This window comes from Polaromonas sp., from assembly GCF_043778355.1.
Classification (GTDB): Bacteria; Pseudomonadota; Gammaproteobacteria; order Burkholderiales; family Burkholderiaceae_C; genus Polaromonas.
In genome coordinates, this window is the sequence record NZ_JAYWHI010000007.1 from 1 (window position 1) to 17,448 (window position 17,448).

Sequence of the window (17,448 nt, forward strand, 5' to 3'; positions counted from 1 at the left end):
GGCGCGGCACAGCTCAAGGTCTGGCATGCGGACCAACTGCTGGACATCCCACCGCAGCAGACCACGGTCAGCGCCACACCGGGCAAGGCCACGATGCAACTCACCGTGGTGCCGCGCCGGCGCCGGGTTTAGCGCGCACAAGCCAGCCGCCAAATAGTGGACGGCTGCCCGCGCCGGAGCCGAGAAATCCGGGCCGAACGGCGTTGACAACACCTTTCACGAAACTTACATTGGAATCTCCAGCACGGAGGTTCTCATGTCAAACCCTGTCAGCCACCCGCCGCGGCACATCTCCTTGGCGCAAATAGAGCGCTTGAAAAACTGGCGCGTTGCTCACCACGCCGCCCAGCCGGTGGAATGTTACACGTGGGAAGCGGTGCTGACGCTCTGGATGATGGGCTGGGTGGGCTGGTTGCCGGCCTTCGCCTTCGAAGCGCCCTGGGCCTATCCGCTGTGCCTGCTCGGCATCTGGATGCCGGTGCTGTACACCCGCTTGCGGGCACGTGCCCACGCCACGCAGCGTCTCAGGTGTGACTGGCTTGATCTGGTGACCTGAGCGCATCTGGCTTACATTGGCGGGCATGCATCCACTGACCTGCTTTACCCTCTCCACCTCGGACCACATTGCGCACCTGGTGCTCAACCGTCCCGAGGCGATGAACACCATGCACCCGACCTTCTGGCGCGAGCTTGATGACGCGCTCACGCAGATCAACAAGGCCGGCGATGCGCGGGTGCTGCTGATCTCCAGCACCGGCAAACATTTCAGCGCCGGCATGGCGCTGGAGGCCTTCGGCGGCGCCATCAGTATGGACGACCAGAGCCCCGAGGGTCGCGCCGCGATGTTCGACCTGCTGGCCGGCATGCAGGCGACATTTACCAAGCTGGAAAGCCTGCGCATCCCGGTGATTGCCGCGATCCAGGGCGGCTGCATAGGCGGCGCGGTCGACATGGTCACGGCCTGCTGCATCCGATACGCCACGCTTGACACCTTCTTTTGCATCCAGGAAATCAACATTGGCATGGTCGCCGACGTCGGCACCTTGCAGCGCCTGCCCAAGCTGGTGCCGCTGGCCGTGGTGAAGGAGCTGGCCTACACCGGCCGCCGCCTGCCCGCGCAGAAAGCGCTGGCCTACGGACTGGTCAACGAGGTGTTTGAGTCAACCGAGGCCATGCTCGCCGGCGCGTTGCAGTGCGCCAAAGAAATTGCCAGCAAACCCCCGGTCGCGATCTGGGGCACCAAGCAGGCGATCCACTACACACGCGATCACTCGGTGGACGATGCGCTCAAACAGATGGGCTGGCTGCAAGGCGCGATCTGGAGCAACCAGCATGTGCGCGAGGCGGTGACGGCCATGAAGGAAAAACGCGCGGGTGAGTTCCCTGGCCTGTCACCGCTCAAACATTTTAATGAAATCGGGCTTTAGCCCATTTCCCACAAGCGTGAGCAGCTATCGATTGAATAGCAGACGGCACGGCGTCGTCATCACGGACCTGGCCCGGGATCCATGCCTGCGAGCGGGGCCCGTGGGTATGCCTGCATGGATTGCGGGTCAAGCCCGCAATGACACCCTGGAAAAAACTACTGCCGCGCCGTCCGCACATTGCCCGGCAAGGCCTGCGGGTGGCTGGTGCGAAAGGGGTTGATGTCGAGGCCGCCGCGGCGCGTGTAACGCGCATAGACCGACAGCCTGAGCGGGCGGCATCGGGTCCAGATGTCCATGAAGATGCGCTCCACACACTGCTCGTGAAACTCGTTGTGGTTGCGAAAACTCACCAGGTATTGCAGCAGGCCTTCCTGGTCGATGGGCGCGCCCGAATAACTGATCTGCACGCTGCCCCAGTCGGGCTGGCCGGTGACCAGGCAGTTGCTCTTGAGCAGGTTGGAGGTCAGCGTCTCGCTCACTGGCGCCTCCTCATGGTCGGCAAACAGCAGCTCGGGCGCCGGCGTGTAGTGCAGGCATTCCACATCGAGCCGGTCCAGGTTCAGGCCGTCGAGCTCGTGCACCGGCTCCTGGTCGAACAGCTCGGGGCCCAGCGTCTTGACGCCGACACCCGCGCCCACGGCCGCGTTGAGGTCGGCGCGAATGCGTTCGCGGACCTCGCGTGCGTCGAGAAAACGTGTGTTGTTGAAGCTGTTCAGGTAGAGCTTGAAAGACTTGCTTTCGACGATGTTCGGCGACTCGCAGGGCACGGTGATGTGGGCCAGCGCGACCTGCGGCTTGCCGCGCAGGTTGAGCCAGCTCAGCTCGAACACGGTCCACATGTCGGCACCCATGAAGGGCAGGGTGTCGCCCAGACCAATTTCTGCACGCTTGGCAGCGCGCGGAATCGGGAACAACAGCGAGGCGTCGTACTGGTCGATATAGGCCGAGCTTTTGCCCAGTTGCGATTCTTCAGGAGTGTTCATGCGGGTGCCTGTGCGGCCTGTGATGTATGGAGGTGAGGAATCAGGGGTTCAAGAATACGCTGGACCACGCCGGCCGGCAGGTCATGGCCCATGCCCTCGATGCCAACCAGTTGTGCGCCGGGAATGCGCCGCGCGGTGTCTTCGCCGCAGGCAAAAGGCACCAGCGGATCGGCCTTGCCGTGGATCACCAGGGTCGGCAGGCGCAAGCCCGCCAGTTCGGAGGCGCGCCGGCTGTCGGCGACGATGGCCATCATCTGGCGCAACACGCCGGCCGGGTTGAAGTTGCGCCGCGCTGCAGCCGTGATGCGTTCACGCAGCTCGGCGTCGTCCACCGGAAAGCCGGGGCTGCCAATCGCCTTGAAGAGTTTGACGTAGTGGTCAGTCACCGAAGAAATGTCCTTGCCGGCCGGGCGGCTCAGCAGCACCCGCATGACCTGGGGCTGGGCCTGCGGCAGGCCGCGTGCACCGCTGGAACTCATGATGCTGCACAAGCTTTGCACGCGGTCCGGCGCGGCCAGCGCCACGCGCTGCGCAATCATGCCGCCCATGCTGACACCGACCACATGGGCTTTTGCCACGCCCAGCGTATCGAGCACCGCCAGCGCATCGGCCGCCATGTCGTGCAACGCATACGGCGCCCTCACGCCCAGCCCCAGTTTGTATTTGATGCTGGCCCACACCAGGTTGGGCGTGCCGAGGTGGTCAAACTTCTGCGACAGGCCGATATCACGGTTGTCCAGCCGAACCACCCGGTAACCGGCGTCCACCAGCGACTGCACCAGCGCTGGTGGCCAGGCGACGAGCTGCATGCCCAGGCCCATGATCAGCAACACCACCGGACGGCCAGAGGTGTCGCCCGGGTGCGTGTCTTCAATTTCAATGTCGATGCCGTTTGCTCTTATTTTCATAGCTGTATATGCCCGTCAGTCATGGGCTCAAAGGTTATTTCATTCATCAATCAGCTGAATTCACGCTCGCGAAGCCATTTTGTGGCTATCCACTTCTCACCCGCCAGCACCGGCATGCCGCCGTGCAGGGTCTGGCTGCAAGGGTGCGCCTGGCTGTAGCTGAAAAACACCGCACTGCCGCGACGTGGCACCACCTGCAGCCGCAGGTCGGGAAATACCGTGGCGCCGCCCTGGTCCGGCTCCTGCAAATACATGATCAGCGTGGCCACACGTTGGCCGCCGCGCGCCAGGATGGAAGCTGTGCCCGATTCAGCCGGGTCAAAATAATCGTAATGCGGCTTGTATTCGGTGCCGGGGCCATAACGCAGCACCTGCAGGCCTTCGCCGTTTTCGACCGGCCAGCCCAGCAGCTTCGCAATACGCGCCTCAACGGCCGCGACCACGGTATTTTCACCGCGCGTGAAAAACATGCCGTCGCTGGTGCGGTCGGCATGCACCTCGTCGCCGCCGGTCTCCAGCGCCACCGTGAGCGAGCGCTGCAGCCGCGGTTTGGCCGCCGCGATCAGCGCCAGGCATTCCGCGTCGCTCAGCAGATCCTCGAGCACCAGCAGGTCGGGCGTGCGCATCACGGTGCTGATGGCCACCTGCCGGTCACCGGCATCCAGCCGCAGGCTGGAACTGGCCGCGGCCGGCCAGGGCACGGGCACGGCCGCCGACGGCGTCTCCGTCAACGCTTCGCTCGCCACCTGATGGCTCCAGCCCGCCGAAAGCATGGCCTGCATCACCGCGTCTCGCCCATGACCGTCTGCAGTCTGCGATGCAATCCACTGGCGCAACTCGCGCGTGATGGCCTGCTGCTCGGCGCTGGTCGCAGCTGTTGGCAAGGCGGCTTCTTCTTTCAATGCAGTCTCAGGCCGCTTGTTTGCGCCGGAACACCAGCCGGTCCGGCGCGGACACGGCGGGCTCGAAGCGATAACCCTCGGCGTCAAAACTTTCCAGTCTTTTGACACTGGCGATTTTTTTCTCGATCGCATAACGCGCCATCAGGCCACGCGCGCGTTTGGCGTTGAAGCTGATGATCTTGTACTTGCCGCCCTTGAACTCTTCAAACACGCAGCTCACCACGCGCGGCTTCAAAGCCTTGCGGTCCACCGCCTTGAAATACTCTTCGCTCGCCAGATTGACGACGACGGGCGAGGTGTCAGCCGCAGCACGTTGGTTGAGGTAATCCGCAATCTGCGCGCCCCAGAACTGATACAGGTTGTTGCCCCGCGCCGTTGCCAACGCCGTTCCCATCTCCAGGCGGTAAGGCTGCATCCGGTCCAGCGGGCGCAACACGCCATAGAGCCCGCTCAGGATGCAGACATGGTTCTGGGCCCAGTCCAGTTGTGATTCGCTGAGGGTTTTGGCGTTGAGCCCGCCGTAGACATCACCATCGAAAGCGAGCAACGCCTGTTTGGAATTTTTGGCGGTGAAACGCGGCGACCAGGCCTGGTAACGCGCGACGTTCAGCCCGGCCAGGGTATCGGAGAGCTTCATCAGCGTACTGATTTGCTGCGGCGTTTTTTCCCGAAGCACGCCAATGAGCTCGGCCGACTGGCGCGGGAACAGGGTTCGGGTGTGGGTGGTGACCTGTGGGGGCGTGTCGTAGTCCAGCGACTTGGCCGGCGAAAGGAGAAACAGCATGGGGAAGGGTTCTTGAAAAATGGGTAAGGGCCAACCCCCCACTTTACGACAGCTTGGCCTCCGAGCAGGGCGACCAGCGCTCGGAACGCCTGCTCTTGGCAGCGTCCGGGAGTTACGTTATAGTAAATGCATTATGAATAGGTGAATTCAAGCCATGAAAAGAATGGTCTTGCAACCCCACCTGAACCCAGGAGATTGCCATGGCTGCCCTCATGAACCCCTTGACTGCGCCCCCTGCCCTGTCCAGCCTGCCGCCCCCGGCGCCTGTGCAGCAACTGCACCACTACGCCTACCGCGCCAAGGATGCCGAGGAAACCCGGCACTTCTACGAAGACATCCTGGGCCTGCCGCTGTACCACATCATCCAGAGCGACTACGTGCCGAGCACCGGCGAGTACTGCCCCTACACGCACTTTTTCTTTCGCCTGCAGGACGGCTCCTTCATCGCGTTTTTTGACCTTGGCAACGATGAGGCGGCCCTGCCCTCGCCGAACACGCCGCTGTGGGTGAATCACATCTCGTTTCGCGTCAACACCGTGGCCGACCTCGAAGCCATGAAGGCGCGCCTGCAGGCGGGCGGCATCGAGGTGCTGGGCGTGACCGACCACCACATCTTCAAAAGCATCTATTTTTTCGATCCAAACGGCGTGCGGCTGGAGTTGACGGCGCAACTGGCCGATGAGTTTGAAATGCTGCAAGAGAGCAAAACCGCGCACGCGCGGCTGGCCGAGTGGACGGCGCGCAAGCAGCAGTGGCGCCAGGACAAGGCCGCTGGCCAGGCGGCCGAAGCGCTCAAACCGCAACGCAACGACCGCCCCGAGATCGCCGGGAAAGCCATTCGCTGAGGTCTACATTGCTATTGAATTGATAGCTTGGTACACCCGACCGACATGGGCCAAGGCCCTGAAACACTTAAAAATCACCCCCGAAGGCAGCAAGCCATGCAGGAGACCCCGACTGCTCACACCGCACCTATTGCGTATGCCGATACGGCCTTCAGCAACGGTTATGAGTTCACTGAAGGCACAGGCTACACGCTGCCCGAGTACCCGTTTGTGGCGCCACCCGAGCTGGCCACCGGCGAGGTCCGGCGCTACCCCATCGTCATTGTCGGCGGCGGCATCACCGGCTTGAGCCTGGCCTGCGCGCTGGCGCAACACGGCGTGAACGCGGTGCTGCTGGACGAAGACAACACCGTCGGTGTGAAAGGGGCCTCCTCGCGCGGCATCTGTTACGCGCAGAAAACGCTGGAAATTTTCAAACGCCTCGGCATCTATGAACGCATTGCGGCCAAAGGTGTGCAATGGAGTGTGGGCCGCACGTTTGCCGGTGAGGACGAGGTCTATTCTTTCGATCTGCGCCAGCAGCAGACCCACTCGCTGAGCCAGCAGCCGCCCTTCATCAACATCCAGCAGTTTTACATCGAGGGTTTTCTGGTCGAGCAGATCCAGGCGCTCAATGCCAGCCAGCCGCGCACAGACCTGCGCTGGAACAACCGCATCACGGCCTTTGCGCAAAATAGCGACTTCGCCACGCTGTCCATCACCACCCCCGCCGGCGACTACACGCTGGAGGCTGGCCACGTGATCGACTGCACCGGTTCGCGCAGCCCGTTTCGTGCCTGGTGCGGCGCCTCGGTCACCGCGAAAAAGGGAGACGACCGCTGGTGCATCGCCGATGTGCGCTTCAGGGACGCCCCGCCGGTCGAGCGCCACACCTGGATAGAAGCGCCCTTCAACGACCAACGCGCGGTCTGGCAGCACCTGATGGCCGACGGCGTCTGGCGCATCGACTACCAGATGGCGCCCAACTGCGATCCCGAAGAGGTCAGCCGCGAGGACGTGGTGCGGGCCCGGCTCAACGCCCAGTTCAAGCGCGAACTCGCCCAGGGCGAGTGCGACATCGTCTGGGTCGGCCCCTACGCCTACCGCAGCGAGTGCCTGGACCAGTTGCGCCACGGCCGCGTGTTTTTTGCGGGCGACTCTGCCCATGTGGTCAGCCCCTTTGGCGCGCGCGGCGGCAACTCGGGTGTGCAGGACGCCGACAACCTGGCCTGGAAGCTGGCGGCGGTGCTGCAGGGCCGCGCGGCCCCCGCTTTGCTGGACAGCTACGGCAGCGAGCGCCATGAGGCGGCCCGGCAAAATGTGCTGGTCACCAACCGCACCGCGCGGTTCTTGCGCCCAGCCGACGGTGTGGAGCGCCTGTTCCGCAGCGCAGCCCTCGGCCTGGCCCGCCAGCATCCGTTTGCCCGTCAATTGGTCAACACCGGCCGCATGTCGGTGCCCAACACCTATTCGCTCAGCCCGGTTTGTGACAAAAGTGGCGGGGTAGCGACACAAAATGTCAGTTTTTTATGGGCCAATGACCAGCCCGGCAAGCTCATCAGCCTGCTGCAATGGGCTGGCAGCCGGCTGTTGCTGCTGGTGTTTGGCGAGCTGCTGCCGGCATCCGCAAAACGCCTGCAGGCGCTGAATGCACTTACCGGCGTGGTGTGTGTGCAGGTGCTTGCTCCGCGCCAGCGCGCCCGCGCCGCCGAACATGTGATCGATGACAGCGGCCAGTTGCGCGCCACCTGCCGTGTCGATGGCCAGGCCGGCTGGGCCCTGCTGCGGCCCGACAGTTATCTGGCCGCTACCGGCGCCGGCGTGGATGCCTCGCTGGTGCGCGCCATCACGACCGCGCTCGGCCTGCAAGAGGAAATCGCATGAAAACCGCCCTGAACTTCCAGGACGCCGATGCGTTTTATGAGTGTCTGCTCGACGCCCACCAGGGCCTGAGCCGCGAGCAATCGGAGCTGCTGAACGCCCGGTTGATCCTGATTCTGGCCAACCAGCTCGGCGACACCGCGCTGCTCACGTCCTGCATAACAGCGGCCAGGCCGGCGCCAGTCGAATAAAATCAGGGCGCCTGATCCACCCAGCGGCATCTCACCAGATGCCGTTTTTCATTGCCGCCCATGACCGACTCTGCCCAGCCCCTGCCCACCCCACCCGCCGCCGAGACCGCAAACGCGCGGGTTGCCGTGCCCACGCCGGGGCTGGACAGCCTGGCCAAGTCCTTCGAGCCGGCGGCGATCGAAAGCCAGTGGGGCCCGCGCTGGGAAGCCAGTGGCATGTACGAACCCACGCTGGACGCGGCCAAACCCTCGTTTTCGATCCAGTTGCCACCGCCCAATGTGACCGGCACGCTGCACATGGGCCACGCCTTCAACCAGACCATCATGGACGCGCTGACGCGTTATCACCGCATGCGCGGCCACAACACACTGTGGGTGCCAGGCACCGACCACGCCGGTATTGCCACCCAAATTGTTGTGGAGCGCAAGCTGCAGGGCGAAGGCAAAAGCCGGCACGACCTGGGCCGCGAAAAATTCGCTGAAAAAGTCTGGGAGTGGAAAGAAGAATCCGGCACCACCATCACGCGCCAGATGCGCCGCATGGGCGACTCGGTGGCCTGGAAACACGAGTACTTCACGATGGACCCCAAGATGTCCAAAGTGGTGACCGCCACCTTTGTGCAGCTTTATGAGCAGGGCCTGATCTACCGCGGCAAACGCCTGGTGAACTGGGACCCGATTCTCAAGTCGGCGGTGTCTGACCTGGAGGTTGAAAGCGAAGAAGAAGACGGTTTCCTCTGGCACATCTCTTACCCGCTGGCTGATGGCAGCGGCTCGCTGACGGTGGCGACCACGCGACCGGAAACCATGCTGGGTGACGTGGCACTCATGGTCCATCCCGAGGACGAGCGTTACAGCCATTTGGTGGGCAAGCGCGTCTTGCTGCCGCTGTGCGGCCGCGACATCCCGGTGATTGCCGACGACTACGTCGACAAGGCCTTCGGCACCGGCGTGGTCAAGGTCACACCCGCCCATGACAGCAACGACTATGCGGTCGGCCAGCGTCACCAGTTGCCGATGATTGGCGTGCTGACGCTGGATGCCGCCATCAACGACAACGCGCCTGAAAAGTACCGCGGCATGGACCGCTTCGTGGCGCGCAAGGCCGTCGTGGCTGACCTTGAAGCCCAGGGTTTTCTGGCCGAGGTCAAGAAACACAAACTCATGGTGCCGCGCTGCGCGCGCACCGGCCAGGTGATCGAGCCCATGCTGACCGACCAGTGGTTCGTCGCGATGACCAAGGTCAGCGACAAAGACCCGACGGGCAAGTCCATCGCACAAAAAGCAATTGACGCCGTGGACAGCGGCGCGGTCAAGTTTGTGCCCGAGCAGTGGGTCAACACCTACAACCAGTGGATGGGCAACATCCAGGACTGGTGCATCTCGCGCCAGCTCTGGTGGGGCCACCAGATTCCGGCCTGGTACGACGAAGACGGCAAGGTTTACGTCGCCGAGAACGAAGCGGCGGCGCAAGCGCAGGCGCCCGGCAAAACACTGACACGCGACCCCGACGTGCTCGACACCTGGTACTCGTCGGCCCTGGTGCCCTTCTCGTCGCTGGGCTGGCCTGAAAAAACCAAAGAACTCGACCTGTTCCTGCCATCGAGCGTGCTGGTCACCGGTTACGACATCATCTTCTTCTGGGTGGCACGGATGATCATGATGACCACGCATTTCACCGGCCAGGTGCCTTTCCACCATGTGTACATCCATGGCCTGGTCAAGGACGCCCACGGCAAGAAAATGAGCAAGTCCGAAGGCAATGTGCTGGACCCGGTGGACCTGATCGACGGCATTGAGCTCGCGCCGCTGCTGGACAAACGCTCGCAGGGCCTGCGCAAGCCCGAGACCGCGCCGCAGGTGCGCAAGAACACCGAGAAGGAGTTCCCGGCCGGCATCCCCGCTTACGGCGCTGATGCGCTGCGTTTTACCTTTGCCTCGCTGGCCAGCCTGGGCCGCAGCATCAACTTCGACAGCAAGCGCTGCGAGGGTTACCGCAACTTCTGCAACAAGCTCTGGAATGCCACGCGTTTCACGCTGATGAACTGCGAAGGCCAGGACTGCGGCCTGGCGGAGCACACGAAGGAGCAATGCCAGCCCGGAGGCGAGTTCCACAACTACATGAGTTTTTCTCAAGCCGACCGCTGGATCGCCTCTACCCTGCAACGTGTCGAAGCCGATGTCGCCAAAGGCTTTGCCGGCTACCGCCTCGACAACGTCGCGGGCAGCATTTACCAGTTTGTCTGGGACGAGTTCTGCGACTGGTACCTGGAAATTGCCAAGGTGCAGATACAGACCGGCACGCCCGCCCAGCAGCGCGCCACACGCCGCACGCTGATCCGCACGCTGGAAGCCATCCTGCGGCTGGCGCATCCGGTGTTACCTTTCATCACCGAGGAACTCTGGCAAATCGTGGCGCCGGTGGCTGGCCTGAAAAAGGGTGAGTACATCGGCCAGGCCGCTTACCCGCAAAGCCAGCCCGGCAAGATTGATGCGCAGGCCGAGGCGCATGTGGCCAGGCTCAAGACGCTGGTTGATGCCTGCCGCAACCTGCGCGGCGAGATGAAGGTGTCACCGGCAACACGCCTGCCCCTGTATGTGGTCGGCGATCAGGCTTTCATGACGCAATCGGCACCTGTCATCAAGGCGCTGGCCAAGCTCAGCGAGGTCAAGGTGTTTGACAGCGAGTCCGACTGGGCCCAAGCGGCTGAAGCCGCGCCAGTGGCCGTGGTCGGCGACGCAAAGGTCTGCCTGCACATGGAAGTCGATGTCGCCGCCGAAAAAGCCCGTCTGGGCAAGGAGGCGACGCGGCTGGCGGGGGAACTCGTCAAGGTCCAGGCCAAGTTGGCCAACGAGGCTTTTGTGGCCAAAGTGCCGCCGGCGGTGCTGGAGCAAGAGCGCAAGCGTCTGACAGACTACACGGCAACGCTGGAGAAAATCCGCGCCCAGCTAACGCGGCTGAATTAATTGCCACTGGCCGCGGTGGAGGGGGGCTTTACTTATCGGATGGAGTATTCCTGCTCACCCCACTGCGAAGGCGACACCGCACCGGGCAGTTCCATGTCCATGGGTGCGCTGGGCACGTAACCCACGCCGCGCTGCTCGGCCGTGATGGCTTCATGCATGCGGTGCGCCACATACCAGCTCGAGCGCAAGCGCGCTTCGCGCGTGTGTGAACCCAGACGCGGCGTGATGAACAGGTTTTTCAACCCGTTGAGTGGCGAGCCTTCGTCGGTGAAATTTTCTTCTGCGCCGTCCAGAATGCACGCCTCGATGCGACCATCACACAGGGCGGCGGCAAGGGCCTTCTCGTCAAACAGCGCGCTGCGGCTGATACCCACCCACAACTGGCCGCGCTTGCAGGCTGCCAGCAGTTTTTCATTCACAAACCCGCGAAAACGCGTGGCATACAGCATCTGCACCGACACCGCATCGGCCTGACTCATGAGTTCGGTCAGCGTGACCGGCTGGATGCGCAGACGCTCCCAGATCGGTGCGGTGTGATGAACGGCGGGGTCGTATCCGATCAGCCGCACGCCCAGACTGGTGAGCATGCCGGCCAGGGTGTGAGCGGTGGGCGCCAGACCCAGAATACCGACAGTGCTGCCGTGCAGTTCCCGCCCCATCTGCGCTGTGGGGTGGCGTTTCCCCATCAAGGCCGACACCACACCACGCCGGTACAGCAGCAGCAAGCTGCTGAGCAGGTACTCGGCATTGGAGCGCACGTTGGCACTGCTGGCATGAATCACCTTGATGCCACGTTCCTTGCAGGCTTCCAGGTCGGTGTTGTCGGTGCCCACGTGCAGGCGGCCGACAGCCTTGAGCTTGGGCAGAAAATCAAGAAAGTCGCGGGTCACCACGGTCTGGCGGGGAAACACAATGCCGCGGGTCTTGTACGCCGCCTGACGCAGCAGCACGAGGTCATCCGCGAGTTCAGGGCGGTATTCCACGCTATGACGGGACTCCAGCCAGGTCATGGCTTCGGGCACCAACGCATCAAGAAGTAAGATGTCCACCCAGTATCCTTGTTTCTTTTCAGCACGCCATTTGACGGGTTCCGACACCTGTTCGGCTTGTCGTCCGACGCCAAAGCTGTGCTAACTACACAACACTTTAGACCTTTAACTTTCAAAAGTCGATGCACAAAGTCACACTGAAAAAGGCCGTATTCCCTGTTGCCGGTTTGGGGACACGCTTTTTGCCCGCCACCAAAGCCCAGCCCAAAGAAATGCTGCCAGTGGTGGACAAGCCGCTTATTCAATATGCGGTAGAAGAGGCTTACGCGGCCGGCATACGGCACATGATTTTTGTGACTGGACGCAATAAACGGGCCATCGAAGACCACTTCGATACAGCCTATGAACTTGAGACCGAACTGGAGGCCGCCGGCAAGCAGCAGTTGCTGGCGCTGGTGCGCTCCATGAACCCCAGCGACATGGACTTTTCCTATGTGCGTCAGCCGCGCTCACTGGGCCTGGGGCATGCCGTGTTGTGCGCCGAACACCTGATCGGCAACGAACCTTTTGCCGTCTTGCTGGCCGACGACCTGATGGTTGGCACGCCACCAGTTCTGGCACAAATGGCCGCGCAATTTGAACAACTGCAGCAATCCGTGCTGGCGGTGCAGGAAGTGCCTCTCGAGCAGACCCGCCGTTACGGCATCGTCGCCGGTGAGGCCGTGAATACGCAACTGATGAAGATCAGCCAGATGGTCGAAAAACCTGCACCGGAATTGGCGCCTTCCCGCATGGGTGTGGCCGGGCGCTACATCCTGACGCCAACGGTGTTCCGCCACATCCGCAACCAGCCGACCGGTGTCGGTGGAGAAATCCAGCTCACCGACGGTATTGCCGGTCTGATGGCAGAGGAATCGGTTTACGCCTACCAGTACCAAGGCAAGCGTTATGACTGCGGCAGCAAGGAAGGGTTTCTGGAAGCGACCGTGGAGTTGGCGCTGCAACACGCCGAAGTTGGCGAGCACTTTCGCCACTACCTGAAAAACCTTCAGATTCCCTGAGTCGGCCGCTTACAGCGCCGATGCTCTTCCTTCAAGCAGGGGCCGCCGAACCGGCTTGGCCGGGCCACAGGCACAGCGGCCCCTCGGGGGCCAGCGCATGACACGCAGTGAAAAGCGTGGGGGCTATTCAGCGCCGCTTAAGCACGTGAATAAATTCGCCGCCTTCGTTTTGCTGCTCCACCAGCTCGTTGCCGGTCTGTTTGGCAAACGCCATGAAGTCACGCGTGGAGCCCGCATCGGTAGACACCACCCTTAACAACTGACCGCTGCCCATCTCGGCGAGCGCTTTTTTGGCCTTCAATATAGGCAGCGGGCAATTGAGGCCGCGGGTGTCGAGTTCTTTGTCGATGTGCATCGTATGTCCTTGATTGCCGCCATTTTAAGCAAATCCAAAAATGCAGGTTGCACAAAGCGCCTCGCAGACACACGCGCAGCGGGCCGAGCTGCCAAACAGCCGCGTCCGGGAACATCGGTCGCTGCCATTTCTCGCGACGGCCATCTCTGTGTTGCTATTAAATCAGTAGCTATCTGCGCATAATGGCTATGGGCCAGAGACAAATATGATTCAAAAAAAAGAAAATCCCGAGCTTGTTTCACAAACCCGGGACTGTCGAACCCAGCGCCGAAGCGCGCGTGGCTTACTTCATACCGAACTTCACCTTGGCATCATTCTGGCAACCGTCCTTGGCAGCCCCGGCCATCGTGTCGCAGCGCTCCCTGGCGGCCTTGTAGAGCGCTTCGTTCTTGTCGGCATTGGCGTCTTTACGGGCATCCGCCATGTTGTCGGCCTTGTCCTTGTTGGCCTCGGCACCGACTTTGCTGACTTTGGCGTCGGCCTTGGCGGTGGTCCGGGCCGCCTTGGCATCTTTCACGCAAACGTCTTTGGCATTGCCCGCCAGATCATCGCATTTTTCCTTGGCAACGTCATATGCGGCGTTCGCTTTGGCATCACGAATTTTTTTGTCGTGGCTAGCGCTGGGTTTGTACTGGGCTTCCAGCTCGGCCTTGGCTACTTTTTCAGCGCCCTTGGCTTGCGCCTGGCAAATATCCTTGGCGTTGGCGCTTAGCGAGGCGCATTTTTCCTTGCCGGCCTTGTAGTCGGCTTCGACACGGTCTTTTTGTACTTTGTATTCTTCCTTGGTCAAGGCCATGGCGTTGCCGGCAAAGGCACAAGAGACAGCGAACGAGAGGATGGCGAGTTTGGTTTTCATTGTTGATTCCTTGAGATGTTGCGGGGGATGCGAAGACGTCGGAAAGGCTGCCAGATCGAAACATGCGTCTACGAAAGATGCAGCGATCCAGCGCAGCCAGACTCAATAACGCTCGAAAAAACCGGTCGGGTTGCGTTCCTGAAAAGACTCCAGCTGTTTTTCAGCTTCTTCTTTGGCAAGTCCATGGCGCTCCTGAATGCGGCCGAGCAGTTGGTCCCGCTTCCCGGCAATGATGTCCAGATCGTCGTCGGTAAGCTTGCCCCACTGCTCCTTGACCGTGCCTTTGAACTGCGTCCAGTTTCCCTCAATTTGATCCTTGTTCATGATGAGCTCCTGAATATGGTTGAAGACTTGAAGTCGCTCGCCCTGCGGGCATAACAACGAAGAACTTTCACCTTAAGCACCGGTTTTCATGGCATGGGTAGGCAGACGCAAAGAACAGGCGTAGGCGTGTACCTACACCTGACGGGCGCTCGCGGACAAACCACGCGCGGCTGAAAAATCCAGGCCGCGCAGGTCTTATTTCGTGCGCAGCGTGCGGCCCAGCAACAGCACCGGCAACAAACCCACCAGCACCAGCGTGAGGGCTGGCAGTGCTGCTTCGCCAAGGCGTTCATCACGCGCGAGTTGGTAGGTCACCACGGCCAGTGTGTCGCTGTTGAAGGGGCGTAGTACCAGCGTAGCGGGCAGCTCCTTCATTACATCGACAAAAACCAGCAAGGCCGCGACCCCGACAGAGCGCTGGAGCAACGGCCAGTGCACCTTGGCCAGCAAGGCGGTGCCAGTGACGCCCAGCATGCGCGCGCTGTCGTCAAAACTGACGGGGATACGCGAGTAACCGCTTTGCACGGACTGCAAAGCCACCGCCGTAAAACGCACCAGATAGGCCCAGACAATGCCCAACACGGTCGCGGTGACCCAGTAACCGACCGCAGTCTGCGGCGCGGTGGCCTGCAGCCAACCGACTGGCAGCAGCAGACCCACGACAATCACCGCGCCAGGCACGGCATACCCCAGACTGGCCAGTTGCGCGGCGACGCGTGTCAACACATGCGGACGAAGCCGCACGGCCAGGCTCAACCCCAGGGCCAGGGCGGTGGCCAGCGCCGCGCTCAAACCGGCAAGCCCCACGCTGTTGATGGACCAGCCTGCAAACTGCCGCCACGGCAACTCGCCCCAACCTGCCACCAGCGGGCGCAGCATGAACAGTACCGGCAGGATGAAGCCCAACGCAATCGGTACCATGCACACCACCCAAGCCAGAGCGGCCCGCCCGCCCCGCAAACGCGTGGGTGCAGTGTCTGCCGCGCCCGCGCCCGACTGGCGGCTGCCCGCAAAACGCATGCGCTTCTGCGCCTGGTTCTCGATCCTGAGCAGTACCGCCACCACCACCAGCAAGGCTGTTGCCAACTGGGCTGCGGCCAACCGGTTGTCCATGGCCAGCCAGGCTTTGTAGATGCCTGCGGTGAAGGTCTGGATACCGAAGTAGCTGGAGACACCAAAGTCGGCCAGGGTCTCCATCAGAGCCAGCGCTACCCCGGCCGCCACCGCTGGACGGGCCAGCGGCAAGGCCACATCACGAATGCGGCGCCCCAAGGGCGCGCCGAGCAGCCGCGCCGCCTCCATCAGATGCACTGCACGCTCGGACAGCGCGGTACGCGCCAGCAAATACACATAGGGATACAGGGTGACCGTAAATATCAGCACAGCGCCGCCCAGGCTGCGAATCTCTGGCAGCAGTCGGCCCTGCAAGCCGAAGCTGGCGCGCAGCCAGCTTTGCAACGGCCCGGCATATTGCAAAAAGTCGGTATAGGCATACGCCACCACATAAGCCGGCATGGCCAGCGGCAGCAGCAAGGCCCAGGCAAAAATCCGCCGCCCAGGAAACTCGAACAGCGTGACTGCACAGGCGGTGGCCACACCGACCAGCGCCACGCCGGCAGCCACGGCCAGACACAGCAGCAGCGAGGTCAAGGCGTATTCGGGCAGCACCGTGCGCAGCATCTCCTGCAGGATCGGCAGCGACAGGCCATCGAGCGACAGCCACGACAACATCACCGCCAAAACCGGCAGCGTGAGCACGGCCGTCAGCACAAACAGCAGGGCGGGCAAGACGAAACGAGGAAACATGAAGTCCAAACAATAAGCAAGTGCCGGTCGCCGGGCAGAACCACGGGTGGCGGCAAGAAGATAGCGCCGCACGGCCCTTACCCAAAGAGTGCAAATGAGAATTGTAAGCATCTACAATTGCAGGCATGTTTCTGGATATATCCCATCTGGTGGTGCATTACGCTGGCCGGTCCCGCCCGGCTGTCAACGGCGTGTCGCTGGGTTTGCTGACCGGCGAGATCGGTGTACTGATCGGTCCCTCCGGCTGTGGAAAAACCACCTTGCTGCGCGCTGTTGCAGGCCTGGAAAGGGCCCAGTCCGGCAGCATCTCGCTGGCGCAGGAAGCGGTCAGCAGCAATGCGGTCCATGTGCCGGCGGAAGAACGCCGAATCGGCATGGTGTTTCAGGACTACGCCCTGTTCCCGCACCTGGACGTCGGCGGCAACGTGGCTTTCGGCCTGGCGCACCTGCGACCGGCAGAGCGCCAACAACGCACAGCCGACGTGCTGGAGCTGGTCGGTCTGGGGCAGGCGCAGCGGCGTTATCCGCACGAGCTGTCTGGCGGCCAGCAGCAGCGTGTGGCACTGGCGCGTGCGCTGGCACCCAGGCCGCGGCTGCTGCTGCTCGACGAGCCTTTTTCCAATCTGGATGTGGACCTGCGCGAACGCCTGGCCCATGAGGTGCGCGCCATCCTGAAACAGGCTGGCGCCACCGCGCTGCTGGTGACACACGACCAACTCGAAGCCTTTGCCATCGGTGACCGCATTGGCGTGATGCACGACGGGCAGTTACACCAGTGGGACGATGCTTACGAGCTCTACCACCGCCCGGCCACCCGTTTTGTGGCCGACTTCATCGGACACGGTGTGTTTACCCGCGCGCAGATCTTCCAGCAAGGCGACAACGTGGTGGTGCATACCGCGCTGGGCGACCTGAGCGATGTGCTGGAGTGCCCCTTGCCGGGCGCTTACCCGGACGGTGTGTGCGACGTGCTGCTGCGCGCTGATGACATCGTGCATGACGATGCAGCGCCAGTCAAAGCGCAGATTGTGCGCAAGGCGTTTCGCGGCTCGGAATTTTTATACACGCTCAAGCTCAGAACCGGTGAAACCGTGATGGCGCACGTGCCCTCACACCATGACCATGCGCTCGGCGAATGGATAGGCATTCGCGCCGAAGTCGATCACGTCGTGACCTTTCAGCGCGAATAA

The 17,448-nt window shown here is 62.2% G+C and carries 17 protein-coding genes; 8 read left to right on the plus strand and 9 right to left on the minus strand.

Annotated features, from left to right (window positions below; translation table 11 throughout):
- Positions 1-256 precede the first annotated feature (256 nt).
- Both ACH2CW_RS00910 and ACH2CW_RS00915 read left to right on the plus strand, forming a co-directional pair.
- Positions 257-556, plus strand: a complete 300-nt coding sequence (locus ACH2CW_RS00910) for a hypothetical protein (RefSeq protein ID WP_395054902.1) — start codon at positions 257-259, stop codon at positions 554-556.
- A gap of 25 nt (positions 557-581) precedes the next feature.
- Entirely contained in the window at positions 582-1,427 is an 846-nt protein-coding gene (locus ACH2CW_RS00915; protein WP_395054904.1) for an enoyl-CoA hydratase-related protein, read from the plus strand.
- A 155-nt stretch (positions 1,428-1,582) separates the two neighbouring features.
- Here ACH2CW_RS00915 and queF read toward each other — a convergent pair whose 3' ends face one another.
- The 4 genes from queF to yaaA are packed head-to-tail and all read right to left on the minus strand — an operon-like array spanning position 1,583 to position 5,004.
- Complete coding sequence (queF, locus tag ACH2CW_RS00920) at positions 1,583-2,410, minus strand: NADPH-dependent 7-cyano-7-deazaguanine reductase QueF (protein ID WP_395054906.1); 828 nt, start codon at positions 2,408-2,410, stop codon at positions 1,583-1,585.
- Positions 2,407-3,318, minus strand: a complete 912-nt coding sequence (locus ACH2CW_RS00925; protein WP_395054908.1) for an alpha/beta fold hydrolase — start codon at positions 3,316-3,318, stop codon at positions 2,407-2,409. The genes queF and ACH2CW_RS00925 overlap by 4 nt, the downstream gene beginning before the upstream one ends.
- Positions 3,319-3,368: 50 nt before the next feature.
- A complete protein-coding gene (locus ACH2CW_RS00930) occupies positions 3,369-4,220 on the minus strand; it encodes a 2OG-Fe(II) oxygenase (protein WP_395054909.1) in 852 nt (283 codons plus the stop codon).
- A gap of 7 nt (positions 4,221-4,227) precedes the next feature.
- The gene (yaaA, locus tag ACH2CW_RS00935) at positions 4,228-5,004 is read right to left on the minus strand and encodes a peroxide stress protein YaaA (RefSeq protein WP_395054911.1); all 777 of its coding nucleotides are present in this window, start codon (positions 5,002-5,004) and stop codon (positions 4,228-4,230) included.
- Between the two features lie 200 nt (positions 5,005-5,204).
- Here yaaA and ACH2CW_RS00940 point away from each other — a divergent pair, with 200 nt between their 5' ends.
- The 4 genes from ACH2CW_RS00940 to ACH2CW_RS00955 all read left to right on the plus strand — a co-directional run bounded on the left by ACH2CW_RS00940 (position 5,205) and on the right by ACH2CW_RS00955 (position 10,867).
- Positions 5,205-5,849 (plus strand): VOC family protein, encoded by a 645-nt coding sequence (locus tag ACH2CW_RS00940; RefSeq protein WP_395054913.1) that lies wholly within the window; start codon positions 5,205-5,207, stop codon positions 5,847-5,849.
- A gap of 96 nt (positions 5,850-5,945) precedes the next feature.
- Entirely contained in the window at positions 5,946-7,712 is a 1,767-nt protein-coding gene (locus ACH2CW_RS00945) for an FAD-dependent oxidoreductase (RefSeq protein WP_395054915.1), read from the plus strand.
- Complete coding sequence (locus ACH2CW_RS00950; protein ID WP_395054917.1) at positions 7,709-7,900, plus strand: DUF2783 domain-containing protein; 192 nt, start codon at positions 7,709-7,711, stop codon at positions 7,898-7,900. The genes ACH2CW_RS00945 and ACH2CW_RS00950 overlap by 4 nt, the downstream gene beginning before the upstream one ends.
- A 60-nt stretch (positions 7,901-7,960) precedes the next feature.
- Complete coding sequence (locus tag ACH2CW_RS00955; RefSeq protein ID WP_395054919.1) at positions 7,961-10,867, plus strand: valine--tRNA ligase; 2,907 nt, start codon at positions 7,961-7,963, stop codon at positions 10,865-10,867.
- 32 nt (positions 10,868-10,899) lie between these two features.
- Here ACH2CW_RS00955 and ACH2CW_RS00960 read toward each other — a convergent pair whose 3' ends face one another.
- Entirely contained in the window at positions 10,900-11,916 is a 1,017-nt protein-coding gene (locus ACH2CW_RS00960) for an NAD(P)-dependent oxidoreductase (protein ID WP_395054921.1), read from the minus strand.
- A 122-nt stretch (positions 11,917-12,038) separates the two neighbouring features.
- On the opposite strand from ACH2CW_RS00960, the gene galU reads away from it, so the two are divergent.
- The gene (galU, locus tag ACH2CW_RS00965) at positions 12,039-12,917 is read left to right on the plus strand and encodes a UTP--glucose-1-phosphate uridylyltransferase GalU (RefSeq protein ID WP_395054923.1); all 879 of its coding nucleotides are present in this window, start codon (positions 12,039-12,041) and stop codon (positions 12,915-12,917) included.
- 127 nt (positions 12,918-13,044) lie between these two features.
- Here the strand turns inward: galU and ACH2CW_RS00970 are convergent, their stop codons facing one another.
- From ACH2CW_RS00970 to ACH2CW_RS00985, 4 genes are all read right to left on the minus strand, one after another.
- Positions 13,045-13,272, minus strand: coding sequence for a sulfurtransferase TusA family protein (locus tag ACH2CW_RS00970; protein ID WP_395054925.1), 228 nt, complete (start codon positions 13,270-13,272; stop codon positions 13,045-13,047).
- 283 nt (positions 13,273-13,555) lie between these two features.
- Positions 13,556-14,128, minus strand: coding sequence for a hypothetical protein (locus tag ACH2CW_RS00975; protein ID WP_395054927.1), 573 nt, complete (start codon positions 14,126-14,128; stop codon positions 13,556-13,558).
- A gap of 102 nt (positions 14,129-14,230) precedes the next feature.
- Positions 14,231-14,452 carry a CsbD family protein gene (locus ACH2CW_RS00980; protein WP_395054929.1) on the minus strand — a complete coding sequence of 74 codons (222 nt, stop codon included), beginning with the start codon at positions 14,450-14,452 and terminating at the stop codon, positions 14,231-14,233.
- A 195-nt stretch (positions 14,453-14,647) separates the two neighbouring features.
- Positions 14,648-16,258: an ABC transporter permease gene (locus ACH2CW_RS00985; RefSeq protein ID WP_395054931.1), complete on the minus strand. Its 1,611-nt coding sequence runs from the start codon at positions 16,256-16,258 to the stop codon at positions 14,648-14,650.
- A gap of 125 nt (positions 16,259-16,383) precedes the next feature.
- On the opposite strand from ACH2CW_RS00985, the gene ACH2CW_RS00990 reads away from it, so the two are divergent.
- Positions 16,384-17,448, plus strand: coding sequence for an ABC transporter ATP-binding protein (locus ACH2CW_RS00990; protein WP_395054933.1), 1,065 nt, complete (start codon positions 16,384-16,386; stop codon positions 17,446-17,448).